Below are 17,900 nucleotides of genomic sequence, written 5' to 3' on the forward strand. Positions count from 1 at the left end.
CACGCCGCGCCGCGTGCCGCTGGCTTACTCTGACAGCAGTGGCGGCTGCCGCAAAGTCATCTGACTGGCCCGGATTACTGCCTCGGTGCGGTTAGATACGCCGAGACTCCTGTAAATGTCGGACAAGTACTCCTTGACCGTGAACTCTGAGAGCCCCAACTCGCGTGCGATCAACTTGGTCGGCAGCCCACGGTTGAGCCCGGCGAGCACTTCCCTTTGCCGTGGCGTCAAAGCGGCCTGAAGGTTTGCTGTGCTGCCATCGGTGGTCGATACCCCGGCACGCGGAAGAAACACCTCGCCGGCGAGCACGCGCGCGAGTGCCCTGGTCAACTGCTCGGGCGTAGCGCTCTTGGGGATGTAGCTCATGGCACCCTGATCGATGCACTCACGGACGACGGCGGGGTCGTCGTTGGCTGAGATCACCACCACGGCCATCGCGGGGGCGACTGCGCGCACCCGGCGAAGTGTCGTCAACCCGCGCACTTGCTTGAGATCCAGGTCGAGCAGACACAGGTGGATATCGGGATGTTCCTGCATCAGGGTGAGTGCTTGCTCGAGGGTCCCTGCATCCAGGACGACCAAGTCGCTGCGGATGGCTTCGAGCAGCAGCCGCATGCCGGCGCGAAACAGCGCATGGTCATCGACCAATAACACGCGCATGGATGCCGGTGGTTTCATCACACCGATCGAATCAGCGGTGGGCGCGCATGTCGGCATGCTGCGCTAGGTCTGTGTGCCCGCCGATGCGGGCTGCGTTGGCGCGGGGCAGCGCACACGCGCATTGAGTTCGTGACCAAGCTGCGCCGCCGTTTTATGGGTTGCTTGGGCTAGTGCAGCGGTGACGCTCGCGGCAGGTCCGGGACTTGATACGCAGCCGGCTTGGCGAGCGATGGCCGAGAGCGAGGGTGCAACGGGTGTGGGCGGTAGAACGAGCGTGTGTTTAGGCATGTCGGGCTTCTTCCAGAAGATCGAATAAGCACCCCACACCACGATGGCAGTGATCAGCAAGCCATACAAGGTGATGCGCGGCTTCGGAATCTTGATGTTGAAGTGGTCGGACATGGGATATCCCGTGTTGGCTGCGGATGGGTTGCCACGATTCTGCGTCTGATCTTGATGGCTCACGATGCTGAGGCGCGGTTCAGAGCAGCCGACATCGTGAGAGGTCAGACTCAGGGCGGATTTCCAAAGCGCACCGGCCGCACCAGCGCCGGCTCACCGAAGTCCACGACATGTGCGTTGGACGCCTGGAAGTACAGTGTCCAGAAGCGCTGCAGGTTCTGCAGGGTCTGCTGGTTGTCCGCGACCGAAGTGGTAACAGCGGCTGGCGCAGGTGGCGGTGCGGGTTGCGGGGCTGTAACTGCGGTCGCATGCGGAGGCGCCCCGTTTGCGGGATGACTTGCAATCCACTGTCTGGCCTCGGTATCTCCATGCGCCGCCGCAAGCGCGAACCACTTGCGGGCTTTGGCGTCATTCGTCGGCACCCCCACACCCTTCCAATACAGCACGCCCATCTCGTCCATCGCCTGTATCACTCCGGCGTGAGCCGCCTTACTCATCCAAAAGGCGCCCGGTGACGCATCGGCTCGAACACCTATTCCTTTAAAAAAATCCAGCCCAACATCAAACTCGCCGAAAGGGAATCCTTGCTGCGCGGATCGAATATTCCAAAGAAAGGCTTTATGTGGCATTGCTGGCAGTCCAGGGAAACCGGACGAATAAACATTTCCCAAGTAGTCTTCCGCGAGCGCATCGCCTTGATGAGCACCTTGGCGCGCGAATTTGAAAACCCCTTTCAGAGGCTCGTGTAAACAGTAATAGAGCAAGGCCATGCCTCCAAAAAAAGCCGGGTTGTGAGCGTGCCTCAAAAGCCGCAATTGCGGCGGTTGCGTGACTGACGACTCTCCCGCCTGTTGTTGATCGCAGGCTTTGCTGGCGATCACATACACCCGCAAATCGGTCCTGATCTGAGGCGTTATCGCCCAACAGCTTGCGCGCGCTTGAGCGACGCCAATGATGACAAAGGCCATGACTTGGCGCGCGCGTGTCATGGCGTGCCGCCAAAGCCCACTGGCCGCACCAGCGCCGGCTCACCGAAGTCCACGACATGCGCATTGGACGCCTGGAAGTACAGTGTCCAAAAGCGCTGCAGGTTCTGCAGCGTCTGCTGGTTGTCCGCGACCGAAGTGGTGACAGCGGCTGGCGCCGGTGGCGGTGCGGGTGGCGGGGTCGTGACTGTGGCGACCTGCTGCTGCGGATGCTGGAGCGTCTGGAGTGCGGCAATGGCCGATTGGTTGTTCTTCGCGGCCGCGAGCTTCCAGAGTGCTACTGCATGGGCTCGATCTTTCGACAGGCCGTCCTCGCCATAGTAGTAGTCAATCCCCAGGTTGTATTCTGCCCTCGCAAGCCCTTTCGCAGCGGCCATCTGGTACCAGTACACGGCCTTGGCGGGGTTCTTGGACAGCGCATCCAGACCCTTATCGTAGTCGACCCCCAGGTTGAATTCCGCCCTCGCATACCCTTTCGCGGCGGCCATCTGGTACCAGTACACGGCCTTGGCAGGATCCTTGGGCAGCGCATCCAGACCCATCTCGTAGATGACCCCCAGATTGAATTCTGCCTTCACATACCCTTTCGCGGCGGCCATCTGGTACCAGTACACGGCCTTGGCGGGGTTCTTGGGCAGCGCATCCAGACCCATCACGTAGTCGCCCCCCAGGTTGTATTCCGCCGCCGCATACCCTTTCGCGGCGGCCATCTGGTACCAGTACACGGCCTTGGCGGGGTTCTTGGGCAGCGCATCCAGACCCTTATCGTAGTCGACCCCCAGGTTGTATTCCGCCGCCGCATACCCTTTCGCGGCGGCCATCTGGTACCAGTATGCGGCCTTCGCAGGATCTTTGGGCAAGCCTTGCGCGCCCTGGTCATAGTCAAGCGCCAGGCGGTATTCGGCTAGGGTATTGCCCGCATTTGCTTGCTGTATGAGCGCTGTCGCGTTCGGCGCTATTTGCGCCTCTGCTCGCACAGTCCAGGCCAGCCCGAGCATGGCCACGAAGATCACACACCGTCCAAGTGCACCTTCTGGCATGTAGGAAGAAACATCTGCGCTTTTATGCACTTGCAGTCTGCGATGTCCGCATCGATGGCGCATCGCATTCATGGCGTGATCCCTGCACCCAGCACGAACACCTGCGCGCCGCCAAAGTTGGCCAGCAGGCCTTGAGTCCGGGCTTGCTGCAGCATCTGCTCGGGGTTGAAGGTGCCGGAAGCGAAATGCGCGAAGCTGGAGTTCTCGAATCCGTTGCTGACCAGGAACAGCACTTTCTGTCGTGCCGGATCCTGCGCGATCACGGGCGCAACCGTCTTCAGCGCAAGCAAGATGTCGTTGGGCTGATTAGGCGTCCCGGTGGCCGACTGCAAGATCTGCTGGGCCGCAGTGTCGGCCATGTGCATGGCAAAAAACGCCTGATCACGCATGCAGTTGTCGAAGCCGCCAAGCGCATTCACCGGGACGTTGCTGCGCTCGCTGGGCGTCATCGGGCTTTCGATGATGCCAGTGTGCAGCACCTGCAGGTAATGGTTGTTGCTGGTGCGGGAAAACTCGGCGACCACGAACTTGGTGGCCGGCCCGAGCGCATGGTTGATGTTGTCGATGACCGATTTCTGCAGCGCTGGGCTGAGCGGCGCAGCTTGGTCGATCAGCACATACAGCAGTCGGTCCGGCGGCGGGCTGCTGAAAGTGAAGTGGCTGGCGGCGTAGCAACTGGGTATGTCGTTGACCAGCCCGGCATGGGCACAGGGCAGACCCAACATCAGCAGCAGCATGCCGGCAAGTGCGGAGAGTCGCTTGTTCATGCAGGGCTCCTAGTCTTTGAACAGGTCATCTGCCAGCGCCTGGACCCTGGCGTGGTCGTCCTTGATCTGGTTGAAGTAATCGAGCAGCTTCATCTGCTCGGCACTGCCGAGGCGGGCCGAACGCTCCTGGAACCGTGCCTTGCGCGCGGAGGCGTCGGTAAGGCTGTAGATTTCTTGCGCCATCGTCCGCAACTCCTCGTCGGTCGCGCCGATCTCGCGGCCGGCGGGCGTCGAGTCGTGCACGCTCGCAGTTGCGGGAAGCGGTGTCGTGGGCGTTGCTGTGGACAACGATGGTCTGGATGAAGGCTGTTGAATCAACCCGGCCATGTCTTCCTGGCGCAGTTTTTCGGTCTGCCGCTGTTTGTAGAAATCCATGAACGAGGCGCGGGATGGGTTTTTGGCGTAGTCCGGAATGCGCTCGACCAGATACTGGCGCAGTTCGGCCAACCGGGACTCGGCGCGATTGAGGTAGGGAGAAGCGATCGCGCGCACATAAGTTTCATAGTGCGATTCACCGCGCGTCAGCTCGTGGGCTTTCTCGCCATCACCCAAGAAGGCATGCTGGTACGAGAACAGGAATCCGGCGCTCTGGGTCATGATGTAAATGAAAGACAGCAGTGCGGCCGCGCCAAAGCCCTGGCCCTCCTGTTCGCGACCCAGTTCCTTGGCCACCCGATTGCGTGCTTGCTGCTGTGCCTGCTGGATGGCGGGCGGCAACGACGAAGAACTGCTTGAGTTCATGCTGGCGAAGGGGTTGCTGCTGGAGGAGGTCACCCCGTTCTGCTCCATCTTGACCACGTGGTGCGTGGCCGATTCCTTGATGCCCTCCCAGCGGATGTAAAAGATAAATGCCAGCGCCGCGCCCAGCACCAACACAGTGGCGACCGTTGGCCAAAGCGAGCCACGGTCCTTGGGGCCTTTCGACACGCGTGCGACAAAGCGGACTTCCGGTTTCTCAGCCGCATCAACATCCTGGTCCATGGACACCGAAATCGGGCGAACGTGGTTCAGCACACCGGGATCGGTTGCGCCGACCACGCTCTTGAACAACGCCGCCTTCTTGTAGGAGTGTCCGGCGAAATGCGTCAGGATCAGCATACCGAAGGCGAACGCGAAGGCGATGATCCAGCCGACATAGCCAATCTGTGCGGCGGACATCTCCTGCGAGACCCAGGGCGCCAGCAGAAAGCCGGTGCCCGCCGCCTCGGCCAAGGTCAGCGCGATCAGCAGCGCGTGCTGCCACAGCGCCATCGGCCGGGTATCGGTCTGGTACGAGTGCACCAGATAGTCGTAGGCGTTCTCGAACACTGGCTTCGAGGATATGTTCTCGCCAAAGGCCGCGTAGTAGTCGTTGCACAGGCGCAGCTCCGGGTCGGGCATGCCGGCCGCGTCATTGCGCCAAGTGTTTTCGTGGATGCCACGCGTGTCGGTCTTCAGCTGCTTGAGCTTGCCGATCTGACCGAACAGCGGAATGGGAAAGGCGTACAGGAAATCGAAGAATTGCGCTTTCATCGTGACACCTCATGGCAAGTAAGGGCACTGGGCTGCGATCAGGGTCGCTGCGGTTGCGTGGAGCCCTGGCCGTCTTACTGGCGGATCTTGAAGGTTGATGTGGCGATATAGCTCTTGCCGATCAGCGGGTAGTAGATCTGCGCAGGCCCGCTGCCGGTGCGCGCCGGGACGAACAAGTCCATGCACTGCATGGGTCCGCCGACGAACACGCGATACAGCGTGCCGCGCGAGCCGCGATAGACGTTGACCGGCGCCAGCCGCGAATAGGTCGGTTGGCGCTCGTGGAAGTGCGTGTAGTCGCGGTAAATGTCGATGCGCGGATCCGGCACCGGCAGTCCCGCGGACTTCGGCACATAGGCATCCAGGATCGCGACCAGATTGCCGTTGGGCTCGCTAATCCATGGCGCGCCGTAGAAGCCGGGAACGTCATCGCGCACCGGCAGAATCCGCCCCGAGGACAGATTGCGCACGGGTCCGGCGATGTGCGGGTGATCGGTCGTGCAGGGTCCGATGACTGCCGATCCGCGCGCCTGCGCCTCGCGAACAAAACTGAACATCGAATGGCTATGCAGCGCACCCAGTTCAATCGGTTGCCCCACTCCCTGCAGGGGCTCTCCTCCAAAGTCATAGGCACCCGGCGGCAAGGTTGCTGCCAACGCGGCGGTGGGCTTAGGCGCAGGCGCGGGCGTCGCTACGGTCGCCACAGGGTGCGACGAGGAATGATCCATCTTCCAAGCCATGCGCCTGGCATGCTCCTCCATACGCTGAAAGAGCGAGGCATGGGGATTGACGGGTGGCGGCTCCGCCGATGGCGTTGATGCTGGCGATGCGCTGCTGGCGGTTTGTGCGGCGGACTCGCGGGCCGACGCATAGGTGACGCCGGTGAAATCAGCCGGATCGACCGTGCGCAAGCGCAGATAACGCGTCAGGTCGGTGTCCGAGGGCACATCCACAATCTGTACGCGCCGGTTCTCGTCGCGTCCATGCGCCGTCGCATTGTTGGCCACTGGCAAGGCATCGCCGGCGCCCTGGAAGTAGATGTCGTAGCCCGGTACGCCGTTGGCGTCGAAGATCTGCGCGACCTCTCGTGCACGCGCTTCGGACAACCGCTCAGCCCACAACGGATCGGCGGTCTGCGCGGCGTGCGCCACGATCAAGACCTTGCGGTGCTCGGCGGCGATGACGGCCTGCCGCGGCGGATGGGGGCCGAGCGATTCGATCAGGGCATGGGGCGTGTACTGCGCGGCAATCTGATCGAGATAGCCCCTCGCGCCGGGCATAAGTCGCTCCGAGTGTTTCTCGAAAATCACCCCTTGATCCTGGATCTGCACGTCGAGTCCGACCGTATGCTTGCCGCTGACCCCGAGTTTTTCGGGAGTGATCGTGGCACTGGCCAGCTTGAGATGATCGTGCTGTGCGATCTCGTACAGCTTGCAGCGGCGCTCGTCCATGCTGTGGCCGATCAGCCCGCCGACCGTGGCGCCCACGGCGGCGCCGAGCAGCGTGCCCTTCTCGTTTTTCTGCACCTGGTGACCTACGACGGCGCCCACCACGGCACCCGTGGCAATGCCGATGTTGCGGGCGTTGTTCGAACACGGATTGGGGTTGTCGAACAGGTCGGTGACCTTGTGCTGGAGCGAGGCGATAAATGCAGGCTCCTGCAGCGGCGAGTTGGTGGCGCAGCCCGTCAATGCCATCGACAACGCAACACCCATGCCGATGACGAGTCGCCATGCACGGACATGCCTGCAATTTTTGAACGCTGCGCGATGCACCGGCATCTCTCGCCCCCTGTTTTGGACGTCGCACTCGCGCGGTCAAGCGTTTCCCATCGAGCTGCTGCGCAACGCGGATCGTGCGTGAAAGCTGCGACTGTCCCATGGCATCGTGAGCAACCCGTGCTACTGCATGCAATCCCCCCAAACGAGGGGGTGCACCGGATCGGGCCAGGATTGATGATGGCCGTTGGCGCGAATCCCGCACTCAACGGGGGGGTGACCGATGCTTTGTCGCTGGGCTTGCGTACGGATCGTACTGATCACGGCTACCTGCTGTTTGGCACCCGCGCTTCACGCTCAAGCCTTTCCCGCCACGCTGGCCAAGGAGCCGAAAACTGCGCAGCAATACGAGGCAATCTGGCTATTCCCCCCAGCAAGCCGGCGGTCTCTACCTCGACCAACCCCGCCCTGGACGCGATGCGCATCCAGGCATCGACCGGTGATGCGCGGGCGGAGTTCAACATCGGCGCTCACTACTACTATGGGCGCGGCGTACCCCGGAGTTACAGCAAGGCCAACCAATGGTTCCGGGCAGCCGCCACACAGGGTTATAGATACGCGGAATGGTCCTTGGGACGGGACGAGTACTACGGACGTGGCGGCCCCCAAGAACTGGCCGCGCGCACTGCATTGGTTGCGTCTGGCGCGCGCCAATGGCCTGCACACCTATGAGCTCGCCTCACTCGAAGCGTGGCAAACCCAGAATCGGGAGCAGGTGGAGGCGACGCAAGTTCCACCCTCTTCAGGATGCACCAGTCAAGGCGGGCCTAGCCAAGTCACCGTGGCAAACGAGTCACCAGGCGACAAGAGAATTGTGCAGGTCGAAATTGACGGCAGACCCTCACCGCTCTTCGGCGTGAATGACTATCTGGCCCCCGGGCAGGAGATGATTTTCCCAGTTTTTCCCTATGCCAACGATCCCGAGAACTACAACGTCTCGCTGCAAGGCATATACCACTGGTATACGTACCATGTCGTGTCCTGCCTGCCACCAGATGATGATTATCTTTCGGTACTAGACATGCAGCGGCGGATCACTCTCACTCTGAAAACTCATGTCGCCGCCTCCCGCGCTTGGCTTGGCGGTACGTTCTCTGGCTTCCTCCCCAGAAAATCAACATCAAGATCAACGTTACCAAGCAAACTCTGGTTCTTTTGGCACAATAAGAGTAGCTCGCATTGACATGACGCCCAACAACGCCATCAACTCGGACAGTGAAAAGCGGCGCGCTTTCGTCGCACCGCTTTTCACTGCCGGTTATGGCAAACGTCTAGAGCAAGTTGCGAAATTCCCGCGAAGCCGTGCGGTGAACGCCGCCGGATGAAGCGGCGTGCGCCGGTGGGCCGGGTGTAGTGCCCGGATCCGCGTTTTGCGGCGGTTTCTTGCGCAAAATGGCGTACCGCGGACACGCGCAGGCCCGAGCCGCTGGCCCGTTGCGCCGTCGCGCGAGCACAGCCAGCGGCTAGGTGACCAGGCGCAGCAGTTGATCGGCCGTCAGCGCCAGCACGGCCAGCATCAGGTGCGCGGTGACCTGGGCCGGAACGCGCACGCGCACCCAGCGCGCGCCGAATTCGTCCTTGAGGCGGGCATTGACCCGCTCGACCTGGGTGCGGGTCTTGAAGCGTTCGGCCGCATGCGGGGCGAAGTCGATCTTCTGCCCGCCACGCGGGTTGTGATCGATCAACGGGATGTGGTGCAGATCGCGGCTGTGCTGGCGGATGAGCGGGCTGCAATACGCCGCATCCATCAGATCGTAGAGGCTGGTCACGCGCGCGGCGGTCAGCGTGGCCAACGGGATGGCGACTTGCGAATCGTGGACGCTGGCGCCGGTGACCACGGCGCTGACGGGAATCTGGCCATCGGCCACATCCAGGTGCAGTTTGTAGCCGATCCAGCTGGACTTGAAGCCCTTGCTGTTGGTCTTGCTGCCGACGTCGCGGGCACGCGGCAAGTCGGCCAGCATCGCGCTCGCACTCCAAGACACCGGCTTCTGGCAATGGCAGTCCCAAGCGCTCGCAGCCAGCCAGCAGCCGCTGAAGGTGCAGCGACCATAGCGGGCAAAGCCCGGCACGCACGCGCAGCGTCTCGAACAAGCCATCGCCATACAACAGACCGCGATCACAGGCGGCAACCTGCGTATGCTCGACGCCATCGATCAACATGCGCGGGTTCATGCCTGGGCCAGTGCGCGCAGCAATCCGCGTGCCTTGGCGCGAGTTTCCTCGAGCTCCCGCGCGGGTAGTACCGAATCGACCACGATACCGGCGCCGGTGTGCAGGCTGAGCGCCGTGCCGGCGGGTATCCGGATTTTAGTGTTGGAACGGGCGTGCTCGAGCGTCTGTCATGCACTTCTGTAAATCGGATTCCACTGTTGCTGCGTGCGCCGTCGTGCCAGCTCGTAAGCAGGGCTTCACTGTGGAACCGGCATGACCGACTTTCTCCAGTTGCCCAGCCTGCGCACGATCTCCATGGCTGACTCAGAGCCTGAGAGGTGGCTGCCGAACCGCCAGCTTCTGACAATTTTACCGCATTGTCCAGAACATTTATAGGAACAATGACTTAGGTGAAATTTGGCCGCAAATTACAGCTTCCCTGTCACTGGCCCTACGAAACGTGTGCGTGAAATGTTGGCGAGGCGGGACGGAAGCCTCCGCAACCTTGAATGGAACAGTGGCGATCAGTCCGGCGCGGCCTTCTGTTCGGCGACCGCGGCGGTCCATCGTGCTTCGATCTGCTGGGCATCCAGGCACAGGCCCTCGATTTGGGCGTTCGCGGCGGCCAGCGCGCTACGCAGATCATGCTCCAGCGCCTGCTGTGCAGCTGCTCGCGCGAGCTGCTCCGCCAGCATGGCGTCCGCGGCCGTTGAGCAAGATCCGCAGCCTGCTGGTGCACGGCGCCCAGCTCGGCGCGCTGCCGTTCTGCGGCGGCCTCGATCTCGACGGCGCGCTGCTTTGAGGGTCTGCCGCAAGCGTCCCAGCTCGGCGCGTGGCGCTTCCAGCGGTGGGTGCGCGGGAACCCCCCAGCCAATGCCACTTACAGCATCACCGCAACCTCTTGGCCCCCGCCCCGATCAACAACATCTCCATCTGCGCCTCCAGGCGAATGACACGCGCCGTCAGATCCTCGATCTTTTCTTGCTGGTCGCGGCTTGCCTGTGCCTGCAGGTTCACCCGGCCTTCCATCTGAATGATGGTTGTCAGGGCGTTCCAGATCGTCTGTGTCGCGCCCATTACGGCGTGCGCCTGCTGCGTGACCCGGTTGCTCTTGTTGGTTCGCGTTCGGCCTTCGCCTTCGCTTCCATCGCTTTGATGCGCGCATTGCTGGCCGCAATGCTGGCCAGCGCGTCGTCAATCACCGCCATCGAACGCTCAGCCGATGCTTGAGCGGCCGTGGCCAAGGCGACCAGATCCGCGTCGGCCGGCGTGTATTCGTTCGCGCCGCTACGCATCAACTCTGACACCGACATATTGAGCTGCCGGGCTTTGTCGATGATGGCCTGTTTTTCCTGGGGGGTGGTCTGGACCACGATGCGTTCAACGGCGGCGTTCATAGCAGGACTCCCGGCGGTGTTTTATGTACATAGTATGTACATAGAGGCATGACCACAAGGGGGCTTGGGGTTTGAAGCGCAGTGGAACGGCTTAAGTGCATCTACCGTTCCATTGCGCTGGACGCCAGTGTGGCCGCTCTTGGCAGCGGTCGGAGGCGCCGGCTTCCTTCCGCCCCGGCTGGAAGCCCGGCCGGGGCGGCGCGATGACTGCGGCTGCGGTGGGCCGTGATCAGCCGCCGCTCCTGGCCTTTGCCGGCGCGGCTTTCTTCATTGCGTGATGCTGGGGCTTCTTCTTGGGGTGCATGTAGGCATCAAAGGCCGCCTTGCGGTGGCCCGCGCTGGGGTGATAGACCGTCGCCTTGTGGTTTGTCTTTTTCTCGTGCTTTGTTGCATGGGTAGGTGCTGGCTTGGCCGGCGCGGACTGCGCCGTGCCCGGGGCGAATACGCCCGCCGACAGCAAAAGCCCACCCGCTAACAGGGTTGTGATCGCGATCTTGCGCATGGAACTCACCTCGTCGTGAAGTTAGGCCGCTACCCGGGCCGGATGGTCACCGGCGACGCGGCGCATAAACACTGATCCGCAACACCCTTCCCGCAGCTGAACGCGCGCGACCGCGCCAGATGGAAAGCCGCCGGCCTCTCGCCCAGCTCCTGCGACAAATCGGATTTTGCCGCAGGCTGCAGAAGCGCTCGGCTATCGCAACTCGCGTATCGTCGACGGATGGAATGAGTATGCTCCGGTGGGTGGGCATCGGCAGCAGTGTTGATGCGTGAGCGAGCGTGGCGGATGCATCTTTAGGGACATCAAACCCCGACTGCACGGCACCTACCACGCGCTGAAGCCCAAGTACCTGCAACGCTATCTCTCCGAGTTCTGCTACGACCCACGGAAGTCCCCGAGGGACCGCTTCAACCGCCGCTTCAAGCTGCAAGACCTGATCCCGCGCCTCATCGATGCTGCCACCCACACCCCGCCGCTGCCGTACCGGCTGCTAACCATGGATGGCTTAGCTGGGTAATCAGGAGTCCCCTTCCCATCTATGCCTCGGCGGAGTTTTCAGCGGATGCGTGCGAACGTCGTCAAAAGGCAAGACCTTCGGGATGCATATAGCAGAATCGAACGTCGGGACGCAGCATGCCGCCCGGGCGGCCCTCGCGCCAGCACACCTGTATACCTGAATGCACAAGCCTTAGCCCAGGACACTGACCGGAGGTGGCTGCCGTTCCCAGAACGCTCGAATTTCATGGTCTGGATCGTTGACCAACGTGATCGGAACGTCGAGCAGGAGACATGCGCGATTCGCGGGTGTGTACGGTTCCCATGCAACATCTTGAACAAGCCCCGGCTTGCCATCGGAAGCGAAGGCTATCCACACGCGCGACAACGTGCGACTGAGCGATCGCCCCGGCTCACAACCACCGCCCAAGATGGCGTCACGCGCATTGCCGAAACCCGCTGCAACATCGATGGCGTGTACGGCTCCAAACACGCCGTCATAGGCAGGCGATGGCCAATTCCATTGATAGAGATAGACCGGTGCAACGCCCTGCTGGGCCTTGCGCTCTGCCTGCATGTACGCGAAGCGCCTGAAGCCGGCATCGGTGATGATGCGTGCATGGAGCAGAAAGGGTGTCTGCGCTGACGCATGCTCGCGATAGAGCTGCTGGATCTCCGCCGCGCGGTCGCCAAACTGCTGCCTCAGGAGATCCATCAAACCCACTGCATCCAGTGCGAAATTGTTGAAGAATAGCCCCGCGTCATCGCGGGTTGTCGAGACGATGAGGGGCACGTCCGCACTTTGAACGGGTGCAATAGGATCGAAGGCGTGCTTCAGGATATACGTGCCATCCAGGAATGGCATGAAGGCCTGGGCTCCGACCTTGGTCTGTGCCTCCAGGAGAACGGGCCAAGGGAGGGTTCTGAGCTTCGAGAGATTTCGCTGGGTCAAACCCAGCGCCGCGAGAAATGCTGCTGCTATAGCCGCCGCCGATTCCCGCTCCTGGAATCGGAGCAGTGAACCGCTCTGAATGACAGCTCTTGAGAACAGCCCCTTCGCTGCTGGCAGCGCCAGCAGCGAGCTCACCTTCCAGCCACCGCCAGATTGGCCCCAGATCATCACGCGCTCGGGATCACCGCCGAAGTGCTCGATGTTTTCGCGGACCCACTGCAGCCCCAGCACGAGATCGGCAAGACCTGGATTCGCTGCGACAGGAAATTCGGACGCACTGTCCAGGTCCAGGAGGTTCAAATATCCGAAACTCGCGAGGCGGTGTGACAGTGTCACCACGACGACATCGCCCGACTGCGCCAGTCGCGCACCATCGTAAATGCGCGCGTTACCCGAGGCGATCGAGAACGCACCACCGTGGATCGATACGATCACCGGCCGCTTGCGTCCGTCACGCAGGCCGCACGTCCAGATATTAAGGTTCAGGCAGTCCTCGCTCATCCCGCCTTCCGCGGCGACCATGTCGAACTGGATCAATCGCCCGTATTGGTTGGCGATGCTGGTCGGAACTTGTGGGCAGATCGGCCCGTAGCCGAAGCATTCGCGCACCCGCCGCCAGGGGGCTGGGCGCTCTGGCACCCGATAGCGCCGCTTGCCTCCAGTCGGCGCGCCATAGGGCACGCCCTTGAACTGGATTACGCCCTCGTTGACCAAGCCTAGAATTTCTCCGGATGTGGTCGTGGCCTGGCGGAACAAGCCGCCAAGGCCGGCAGTTACAGACATGGCAGGGCCTCTGATCAGTACGGATTGCCTAGCGCGATCTTCAGGTCGACGCCGATCGTCCTAGGCATGGATAGGGTGACCGGAACCGGCGCCGTGGGGTCGTACTCATTGGCCGTCGTTGCCGCTGACACCTGCCCCACGTTGTCGAACACGTTGTTGACATAGGCATCCACCTCGATTCCATGCGGGGCGAACACAGCCAGATCGAAGTTGAGCGTGTTGTAGCCGGGCAACCGGTAGACCGGGCTGACTAGACTGCCGGCATAGCCCGCCGTCCGATTGCCGATGTAGCTGTCGGTCGCCGTGAATTCACCGTTGTACCGGTTGGTGATGTTGAAGTTGTAGTTTGCCGCGAGCGCGAAGTTGTACTTGGGGGACAACGGCAACCGTGCGCCAGACTGGTAAATTCCCAGCGCCGGGACGGCTGAAGTGAGTTTGGCATCCGTATACGATCCCGAACCTGTCAGGGTCAGATCGGGTGTCATCTTGTAGGCTGCACTGATCTCGGCGCCCTTGATGCGCGCGCTGCCGCCGTTTTCAATCTGGTTGACACCACCATTGTTGACGGTCAACTGAATCTTCGACCAGTTGATGTCGTAGACATCGGCATTCAGCATGATCCGGTCGTCGAGGAACGTCGCCTTCTCGCCCAGTTCGTAGTTCCAGAGTTTGTCGGGCTGGAAAGTTGGCGCGCCGTGTCCCAGGGCAAGAACGAAGTTGGGACCACCCGGGCGGTAGCCGCTGGCGATCTTTCCATAGATCATCACGTTTTTCGACACGTGGTAGCGCGGGTTGATCAAGTACGTCGCAACGCTCTGGTTGGATGTCGCGTTCTCCTGCGTGACGAGGGCCGGATTCGTCGGGACCACCAGCAGTCCATTCGCGAACTGCTGATAATGCTGACGGTTCTTGCTATACCGAACCCCCAGGGTGATGTCGAAGTTGTTCGTGAAGTAATGCGTGCCATCTGCAAAGACGGAAACCTCCTGATAGGTGCTGGGCAGGACGCCATAGAAGGGCGAATACCCGAACAACGTGCCGTTGGCGTTGGAGCCATCCTGCAGATTGACCAGCTCGTGGGTCGATTCGTGAGCGTAGAAACCACCGATCAGCCACTGAAACGCCTTGTTCCGATACGACGCCAGGCGAATCTCCTGCGTGTACTTCCGGGTGTTGGTGCGCGCGAACAACCCGTATGACTGGACGCCGAAAAAGGGCGCGAGCAGCGGGTTGTAGACGTCGCTCAGATCATCGAGGTACTGCCCATGGTCGATCTGGTAAGCCGTGATTGAGGTCAGCTTGGCCCAGTGCAGATTCCAGTCGACCACCGCCGAGTACATGCGCAGCGAGGAATCCGCTGGCTGATTCAGGCTGTACTCCTGCTGATAGGTACCGAACACGGGTTGTCCCGTGGCGATGTTGCGGAAGTCCACGTTGAGCCCGTTGCCGTGGATGTTCTGCGAGAACGCGGTGAGGTTGACGCTGAGATCCGGATTGATTTGCGCCAGCACCTGGATGCGACCGGCGATCGTCCGCGCGGATCCCTGGTCCTTGGTATTCAGAAGGATGTTGTTGCCGAAGCTGGAATCAAACGCCTGGATGCCATCGACGCGGATGGCGATCTTGCCCGGCACCAGCGGGATATTGATCATCGCAGCGGCGTTGTCGTTGGTACCGGCATGGGCGGTACTCGATACGCCAAAATCGCCCAGCGCGCCGAAATCGTTGAGGTTGGGCGCATTCGCCACGTATTTGATCGCACCGCCCAGCGCATTGGCGCCATACAGCGTGCCCTGCGGGCCGTTCAACACCTCGACGCGGTTCAAGTCGAAGGTGTTGATCGGTAGTGTCTGAAAGCCCAGTCCGAAAGGCGTACTGGCTCCAATCGGCACCTCGTCCAGATACATGCCGATACCGCTGCTCAACTGGCTTCCGCCGGTGGTGACACCGCGGATCGCGATCAAATCGCTGGTCGGACCCAGCGATTCATAGCTCAATCCAGGAACAAAGGGGGCGAACTGCTCGAAGCTGTGGGCGTGGATTTGGTCAAGAAATGACCCCGTCAAAGCCGTCACCCCGCCGGGAACGTTTTGCAACGACTCGCGTCGGCGCGTCGCGGTGACGACAATCGTGGGCAGCGTGGCTTGTGCCTTGAGTGGGTGGTTGTTCCCGGGATCCACGGAGCTGCCCGGCATGGGTGCGTTCGTTGTCGATGCGGACTGAGGCCCGATCGCATTCGCTGGGGTTGGCGCCGCTTGCGCATTGATCGCGAAGGCGAGCGTGATGGACGTTGCAAGCAGACTCAGCGCGAGCTGCTTCGGGGTTGTGCGCATGGCGGGATTCCTCTCTCATGTCGATGCGCCTTGTGTCGGCGCCTGTGGTTGTTGTGTATTGAGTCAATCGGTTCGTGACCGGCGTCGGGTTGGGCTTCTTCGAGCGCCGATCACCGACTTCTCGATCTCAGATGCGATGGCCTTCCTCGTGACAGGTTTCTGCCGGGCTGGCAGCCCACTTGAGGCTGCGCGCGAGAACTGGCGATTCGGAGTCGCAGCCTTTGCCCCAGCGTGCGTTCGAGTCTCTGTGGGCGCGCGGCAACGCCATGTGCTGTGCCTTCTGACGCGACGAGGCGTACGCTCCGCATCGTGCAACATCCGATGCCGTGCGCTGCGACCGTTCGTTGTTCCAGCCTGCGCGGAAACCCCGGCCCATGCGCCGTGACCGTTCGGCCCGGTGTGTGAGAGTGCTGCATCATCACTCGACCCCTTGGTCCTCGCCTTCGACGTAAAGACGAACGAACGATCGTTCGGACGCTGAAATAGCACCGCCACCAAGCGATGTCAAGATGCTAACATTTGAACGACCGTTCGTTCATCATGACCCCATGTCCATCAATCGACGTTTGGCAGCGACCGCTGCGAATCTGCTTCCAGAGCACAAGCCACCGGGATCGCCCGGCCAAATTCTGGAGGCGGCCCTGAAGCTCTTCGCCGAGTGTGGCTATGCCGGCGCGTCGGTGCGGGAAGTTGCCGCAGCATCGGGCGTCAAGCCCGCGACGATCTACGCGCACTATCCGTCCAAGGAGCACATCCTGGCCGAGCTATGCCGCATCGGGCACGAGGAGCAGCACCGCAGCGTGCGCGCCGCCGTGCTCAACAGCGGTGCCGATCCGCGCGACCAGATCGTCGCCTACGTCCGCGCGCACGTCGGCATGCACACCGCGTTTCCCATGCTCGCGGTCGTGGCCAACGCCGAACTGCACGTCTTGTCGGCCGAGCTTGGCGCGACGACGTTCATGCTGCGCCAACAGTCCGAGCAGTTGCTGGCCGATATCATCCAGCGTGGTCTGGACAAGGGCGTCTTCAACGTGCCGAATGCCTGGCTGGCGGTGGCTGCCATTGGCGGCATGGGCTTGCGGGTGGCCTACTGGTATGCGCCGGACTATCACCTTGAAGCACGCGAAGTTGCTGAGGTCTACGCCGAATACGCGCTACGGATCCTGGCAGTGAGCGAGCGCCGCAGCGGTGAGGCTTGCTAAACCATGCCATCCGGTTAGTGCCCAAGACTCCTATGCGTAGTGTTCGGGCGTGGCGAAGTGCTGGCTTAGCCACTATGGGCAGTGGCCGTTGGGTACCAACCGCAGCAACTGCAGACGCCGGGCGCGAAGCGGCCCTGTGTGCTGCCGGCGAAGAGCGTAACCGCCTTGCGATGCTGGTTGCCGAATTGACTAGCCCCCAACACTCGTCGGTTGCCATCGAGTCCGCCCATGTGTCCGCAGCGGTGCACTTGGGTGGCGCGGTGGCTCTGAAGGTCCACGCGCGCCTATACCCGGTCTCCTACCTGATCGTGCGCCCAACCGGCTTCAGTGCGAGAGCACCATCACCGAGCAGAAAGAGCACGACGAGACTCACGGCCCAGAGCGCCGGGTATTCCCAGCCGCCACCCTTGTTGGTGAACAGCCAGCCATTCGCCCCATGCACCATGACGATGGTGCCCAGCATCTCGAGCGCCAGCGGCAGCGCCACCCAAGGTGCATACACACCGAGGATGAGGGCCACACCGCCGAAGAACTCGAGCGCGATGATCGCGTAGGCGGCGATGGCCGGCAGGCCGAGCGAGGCGAAGTAAGCGACAAATCCCGGGACGGTGAAGACGAAGATCTTCAGCGCCACGTGCGCCAGAAACAGGACGGCCAGACTGACGCGTAGCAGCAACGCGGCATAGGGCGCGGTGGATGTCTTGATCATAAAAACCTCACGGATGGTCGATCAATGGGACAGCGTCATGCGGCGGGATCGTGGCGCCGGAGCCGGCGCCCGAGCCGGTCGCGTTGAAACTCGCGCCTTCAGTCCTTGCGCACCCAGGTCGGTGCGATACCGGTGCCAAGGCCGGCACCATAGCCAAGGTAGATGTTGAGGCCCGCCAGCGGTTCGAGATATCGCGCGTTCCTGAGCGTGCCGGCATCGATCACCTCG

18 protein-coding genes and 2 pseudogenes are annotated in these 17,900 nt (G+C 61.9%); 5 read left to right on the plus strand and 15 right to left on the minus strand.

Annotation, left to right across the window (positions count from 1 at the left end):
* Nucleotides 1-24: 24 nt before the first annotated feature.
* The 7 genes from ACYDAT_RS02075 to ACYDAT_RS02105 form a co-directional block, all read right to left on the minus strand.
* Nucleotides 25-678 (minus strand): response regulator, encoded by a 654-nt coding sequence (locus ACYDAT_RS02075; protein ID WP_461448327.1) that lies wholly within the window; start codon nt 676-678, stop codon nt 25-27.
* Nucleotides 679-723: 45 nt separating this feature from the next.
* Complete coding sequence (locus ACYDAT_RS02080; RefSeq protein WP_461448328.1) at nt 724-1,062, minus strand: hypothetical protein; 339 nt, start codon at nt 1,060-1,062, stop codon at nt 724-726.
* 110 nt (nt 1,063-1,172) lie between these two features.
* Entirely contained in the window at nt 1,173-2,030 is an 858-nt protein-coding gene (locus ACYDAT_RS02085; RefSeq protein ID WP_461448329.1) for a tetratricopeptide repeat protein, read from the minus strand.
* Between the two features lie 17 nt (nt 2,031-2,047).
* Nucleotides 2,048-3,160 (minus strand): tetratricopeptide repeat protein, encoded by a 1,113-nt coding sequence (locus ACYDAT_RS02090; RefSeq protein WP_461448330.1) that lies wholly within the window; start codon nt 3,158-3,160, stop codon nt 2,048-2,050.
* Nucleotides 3,157-3,855, minus strand: coding sequence for a hypothetical protein (locus tag ACYDAT_RS02095; protein ID WP_461448331.1), 699 nt, complete (start codon nt 3,853-3,855; stop codon nt 3,157-3,159). The genes ACYDAT_RS02090 and ACYDAT_RS02095 overlap by 4 nt, the downstream gene beginning before the upstream one ends.
* Before the next feature lie 9 nt (nt 3,856-3,864).
* Nucleotides 3,865-5,367: a hypothetical protein gene (locus ACYDAT_RS02100; protein ID WP_461448332.1), complete on the minus strand. Its 1,503-nt coding sequence runs from the start codon at nt 5,365-5,367 to the stop codon at nt 3,865-3,867.
* Nucleotides 5,368-5,441: 74 nt separating this feature from the next.
* Entirely contained in the window at nt 5,442-7,064 is a 1,623-nt protein-coding gene (locus ACYDAT_RS02105) for a glycine zipper domain-containing protein (RefSeq protein WP_461448333.1), read from the minus strand.
* 498 nt (nt 7,065-7,562) lie between these two features.
* Here ACYDAT_RS02105 and ACYDAT_RS02110 point away from each other — a divergent pair, with 498 nt between their 5' ends.
* The 3 genes from ACYDAT_RS02110 to ACYDAT_RS02120 are packed head-to-tail and all read left to right on the plus strand — an operon-like array spanning nt 7,563 to nt 8,470.
* Nucleotides 7,563-7,817: a hypothetical protein gene (locus tag ACYDAT_RS02110; RefSeq protein WP_461448345.1), complete on the plus strand. Its 255-nt coding sequence runs from the start codon at nt 7,563-7,565 to the stop codon at nt 7,815-7,817.
* Complete coding sequence (locus ACYDAT_RS02115; protein WP_461448334.1) at nt 7,741-8,328, plus strand: hypothetical protein; 588 nt, start codon at nt 7,741-7,743, stop codon at nt 8,326-8,328. The genes ACYDAT_RS02110 and ACYDAT_RS02115 overlap by 77 nt, the downstream gene beginning before the upstream one ends.
* 1 nt (nt 8,329) lies before the next feature.
* A complete protein-coding gene (locus ACYDAT_RS02120) occupies nt 8,330-8,470 on the plus strand; it encodes a hypothetical protein (RefSeq protein ID WP_461448335.1) in 141 nt (46 codons plus the stop codon).
* Between the two features lie 138 nt (nt 8,471-8,608).
* On the opposite strand, the pseudogene ACYDAT_RS02125 reads toward ACYDAT_RS02120, so the two are convergent.
* From ACYDAT_RS02125 to ACYDAT_RS02145, 5 genes and pseudogenes are all read right to left on the minus strand, one after another.
* Nucleotides 8,609-9,097 (minus strand): annotated as a pseudogene (locus ACYDAT_RS02125) (transposase); the annotation flags it as partial.
* Between the two features lie 726 nt (nt 9,098-9,823).
* Nucleotides 9,824-9,994: a hypothetical protein gene (locus ACYDAT_RS02130; protein WP_461448336.1), complete on the minus strand. Its 171-nt coding sequence runs from the start codon at nt 9,992-9,994 to the stop codon at nt 9,824-9,826.
* Nucleotides 9,995-10,187: 193 nt separating this feature from the next.
* Complete coding sequence (locus ACYDAT_RS02135) at nt 10,188-10,376, minus strand: hypothetical protein (protein WP_461438353.1); 189 nt, start codon at nt 10,374-10,376, stop codon at nt 10,188-10,190.
* Nucleotides 10,376-10,696: a hypothetical protein gene (locus ACYDAT_RS02140; RefSeq protein ID WP_461448337.1), complete on the minus strand. Its 321-nt coding sequence runs from the start codon at nt 10,694-10,696 to the stop codon at nt 10,376-10,378. Before ACYDAT_RS02140 ends, ACYDAT_RS02135 begins: the two co-directional genes overlap by 1 nt.
* 229 nt (nt 10,697-10,925) lie before the next feature.
* Entirely contained in the window at nt 10,926-11,198 is a 273-nt protein-coding gene (locus tag ACYDAT_RS02145) for a hypothetical protein (RefSeq protein ID WP_461441822.1), read from the minus strand.
* Between the two features lie 298 nt (nt 11,199-11,496).
* Here ACYDAT_RS02145 and ACYDAT_RS02150 point away from each other — a divergent pair.
* Nucleotides 11,497-11,715: pseudogene (locus ACYDAT_RS02150) on the plus strand (hypothetical protein); the annotation flags it as partial.
* Nucleotides 11,716-11,886: 171 nt separating this feature from the next.
* On the opposite strand, the gene ACYDAT_RS02155 reads toward ACYDAT_RS02150, so the two are convergent.
* Nucleotides 11,887-13,428, minus strand: coding sequence for a carboxylesterase/lipase family protein (locus ACYDAT_RS02155; protein ID WP_461448338.1), 1,542 nt, complete (start codon nt 13,426-13,428; stop codon nt 11,887-11,889).
* 14 nt (nt 13,429-13,442) lie between these two features.
* Nucleotides 13,443-15,761, minus strand: coding sequence for a TonB-dependent receptor (locus tag ACYDAT_RS02160; RefSeq protein WP_461448339.1), 2,319 nt, complete (start codon nt 15,759-15,761; stop codon nt 13,443-13,445).
* A 548-nt stretch (nt 15,762-16,309) separates the two neighbouring features.
* Between ACYDAT_RS02160 and ACYDAT_RS02165 the strand changes: the two genes are divergently transcribed.
* The gene (locus ACYDAT_RS02165) at nt 16,310-16,963 is read left to right on the plus strand and encodes a TetR/AcrR family transcriptional regulator (RefSeq protein ID WP_461448340.1); all 654 of its coding nucleotides are present in this window, start codon (nt 16,310-16,312) and stop codon (nt 16,961-16,963) included.
* A 298-nt stretch (nt 16,964-17,261) separates the two neighbouring features.
* Here the strand turns inward: ACYDAT_RS02165 and ACYDAT_RS02170 are convergent, their stop codons facing one another.
* Nucleotides 17,262-17,672, minus strand: a complete 411-nt coding sequence (locus ACYDAT_RS02170) for a DoxX family protein (protein ID WP_461448341.1) — start codon at nt 17,670-17,672, stop codon at nt 17,262-17,264.
* Between the last annotated feature and the right edge of the window lie 228 nt (nt 17,673-17,900).

It is taken from the genome of Metallibacterium sp. (genome assembly GCF_054637675.1).

Coding starts and splice junctions, on each gene's coding strand:
- ACYDAT_RS02075 (WP_461448327.1), bottom strand. CDS start 678: ATGAAACCACCGGCATCCATGCGCGTGTTATTGGTCGATGACCATGCG.
- ACYDAT_RS02080 (WP_461448328.1), bottom strand. CDS start 1,062: ATGTCCGACCACTTCAACATCAAGATTCCGAAGCCGCGCATCACCTTG.
- ACYDAT_RS02085 (WP_461448329.1), bottom strand. CDS start 2,030: ATGGCCTTTGTCATCATTGGCGTCGCTCAAGCGCGCGCAAGCTGTTGG.
- ACYDAT_RS02090 (WP_461448330.1), bottom strand. CDS start 3,160: ATGAATGCGATGCGCCATCGATGCGGACATCGCAGACTGCAAGTGCAT.
- ACYDAT_RS02095 (WP_461448331.1), bottom strand. CDS start 3,855: ATGAACAAGCGACTCTCCGCACTTGCCGGCATGCTGCTGCTGATGTTG.
- ACYDAT_RS02100 (WP_461448332.1), bottom strand. CDS start 5,367: ATGAAAGCGCAATTCTTCGATTTCCTGTACGCCTTTCCCATTCCGCTG.
- ACYDAT_RS02105 (WP_461448333.1), bottom strand. CDS start 7,064: ATGGCATTGACGGGCTGCGCCACCAACTCGCCGCTGCAGGAGCCTGCA.
- ACYDAT_RS02110 (WP_461448345.1), top strand. CDS start 7,563: ATGCGCATCCAGGCATCGACCGGTGATGCGCGGGCGGAGTTCAACATC.
- ACYDAT_RS02120 (WP_461448335.1), top strand. CDS start 8,330: ATGACGCCCAACAACGCCATCAACTCGGACAGTGAAAAGCGGCGCGCT.
- ACYDAT_RS02130 (WP_461448336.1), bottom strand. CDS start 9,994: ATGCTGGCGGAGCAGCTCGCGCGAGCAGCTGCACAGCAGGCGCTGGAG.
- ACYDAT_RS02135 (WP_461438353.1), bottom strand. CDS start 10,376: ATGGGCGCGACACAGACGATCTGGAACGCCCTGACAACCATCATTCAG.
- ACYDAT_RS02140 (WP_461448337.1), bottom strand. CDS start 10,696: ATGAACGCCGCCGTTGAACGCATCGTGGTCCAGACCACCCCCCAGGAA.
- ACYDAT_RS02145 (WP_461441822.1), bottom strand. CDS start 11,198: ATGCGCAAGATCGCGATCACAACCCTGTTAGCGGGTGGGCTTTTGCTG.
- ACYDAT_RS02155 (WP_461448338.1), bottom strand. CDS start 13,428: ATGTCTGTAACTGCCGGCCTTGGCGGCTTGTTCCGCCAGGCCACGACC.
- ACYDAT_RS02160 (WP_461448339.1), bottom strand. CDS start 15,761: ATGCGCACAACCCCGAAGCAGCTCGCGCTGAGTCTGCTTGCAACGTCC.
- ACYDAT_RS02165 (WP_461448340.1), top strand. CDS start 16,310: ATGTCCATCAATCGACGTTTGGCAGCGACCGCTGCGAATCTGCTTCCA.
- ACYDAT_RS02170 (WP_461448341.1), bottom strand. CDS start 17,672: ATGATCAAGACATCCACCGCGCCCTATGCCGCGTTGCTGCTACGCGTC.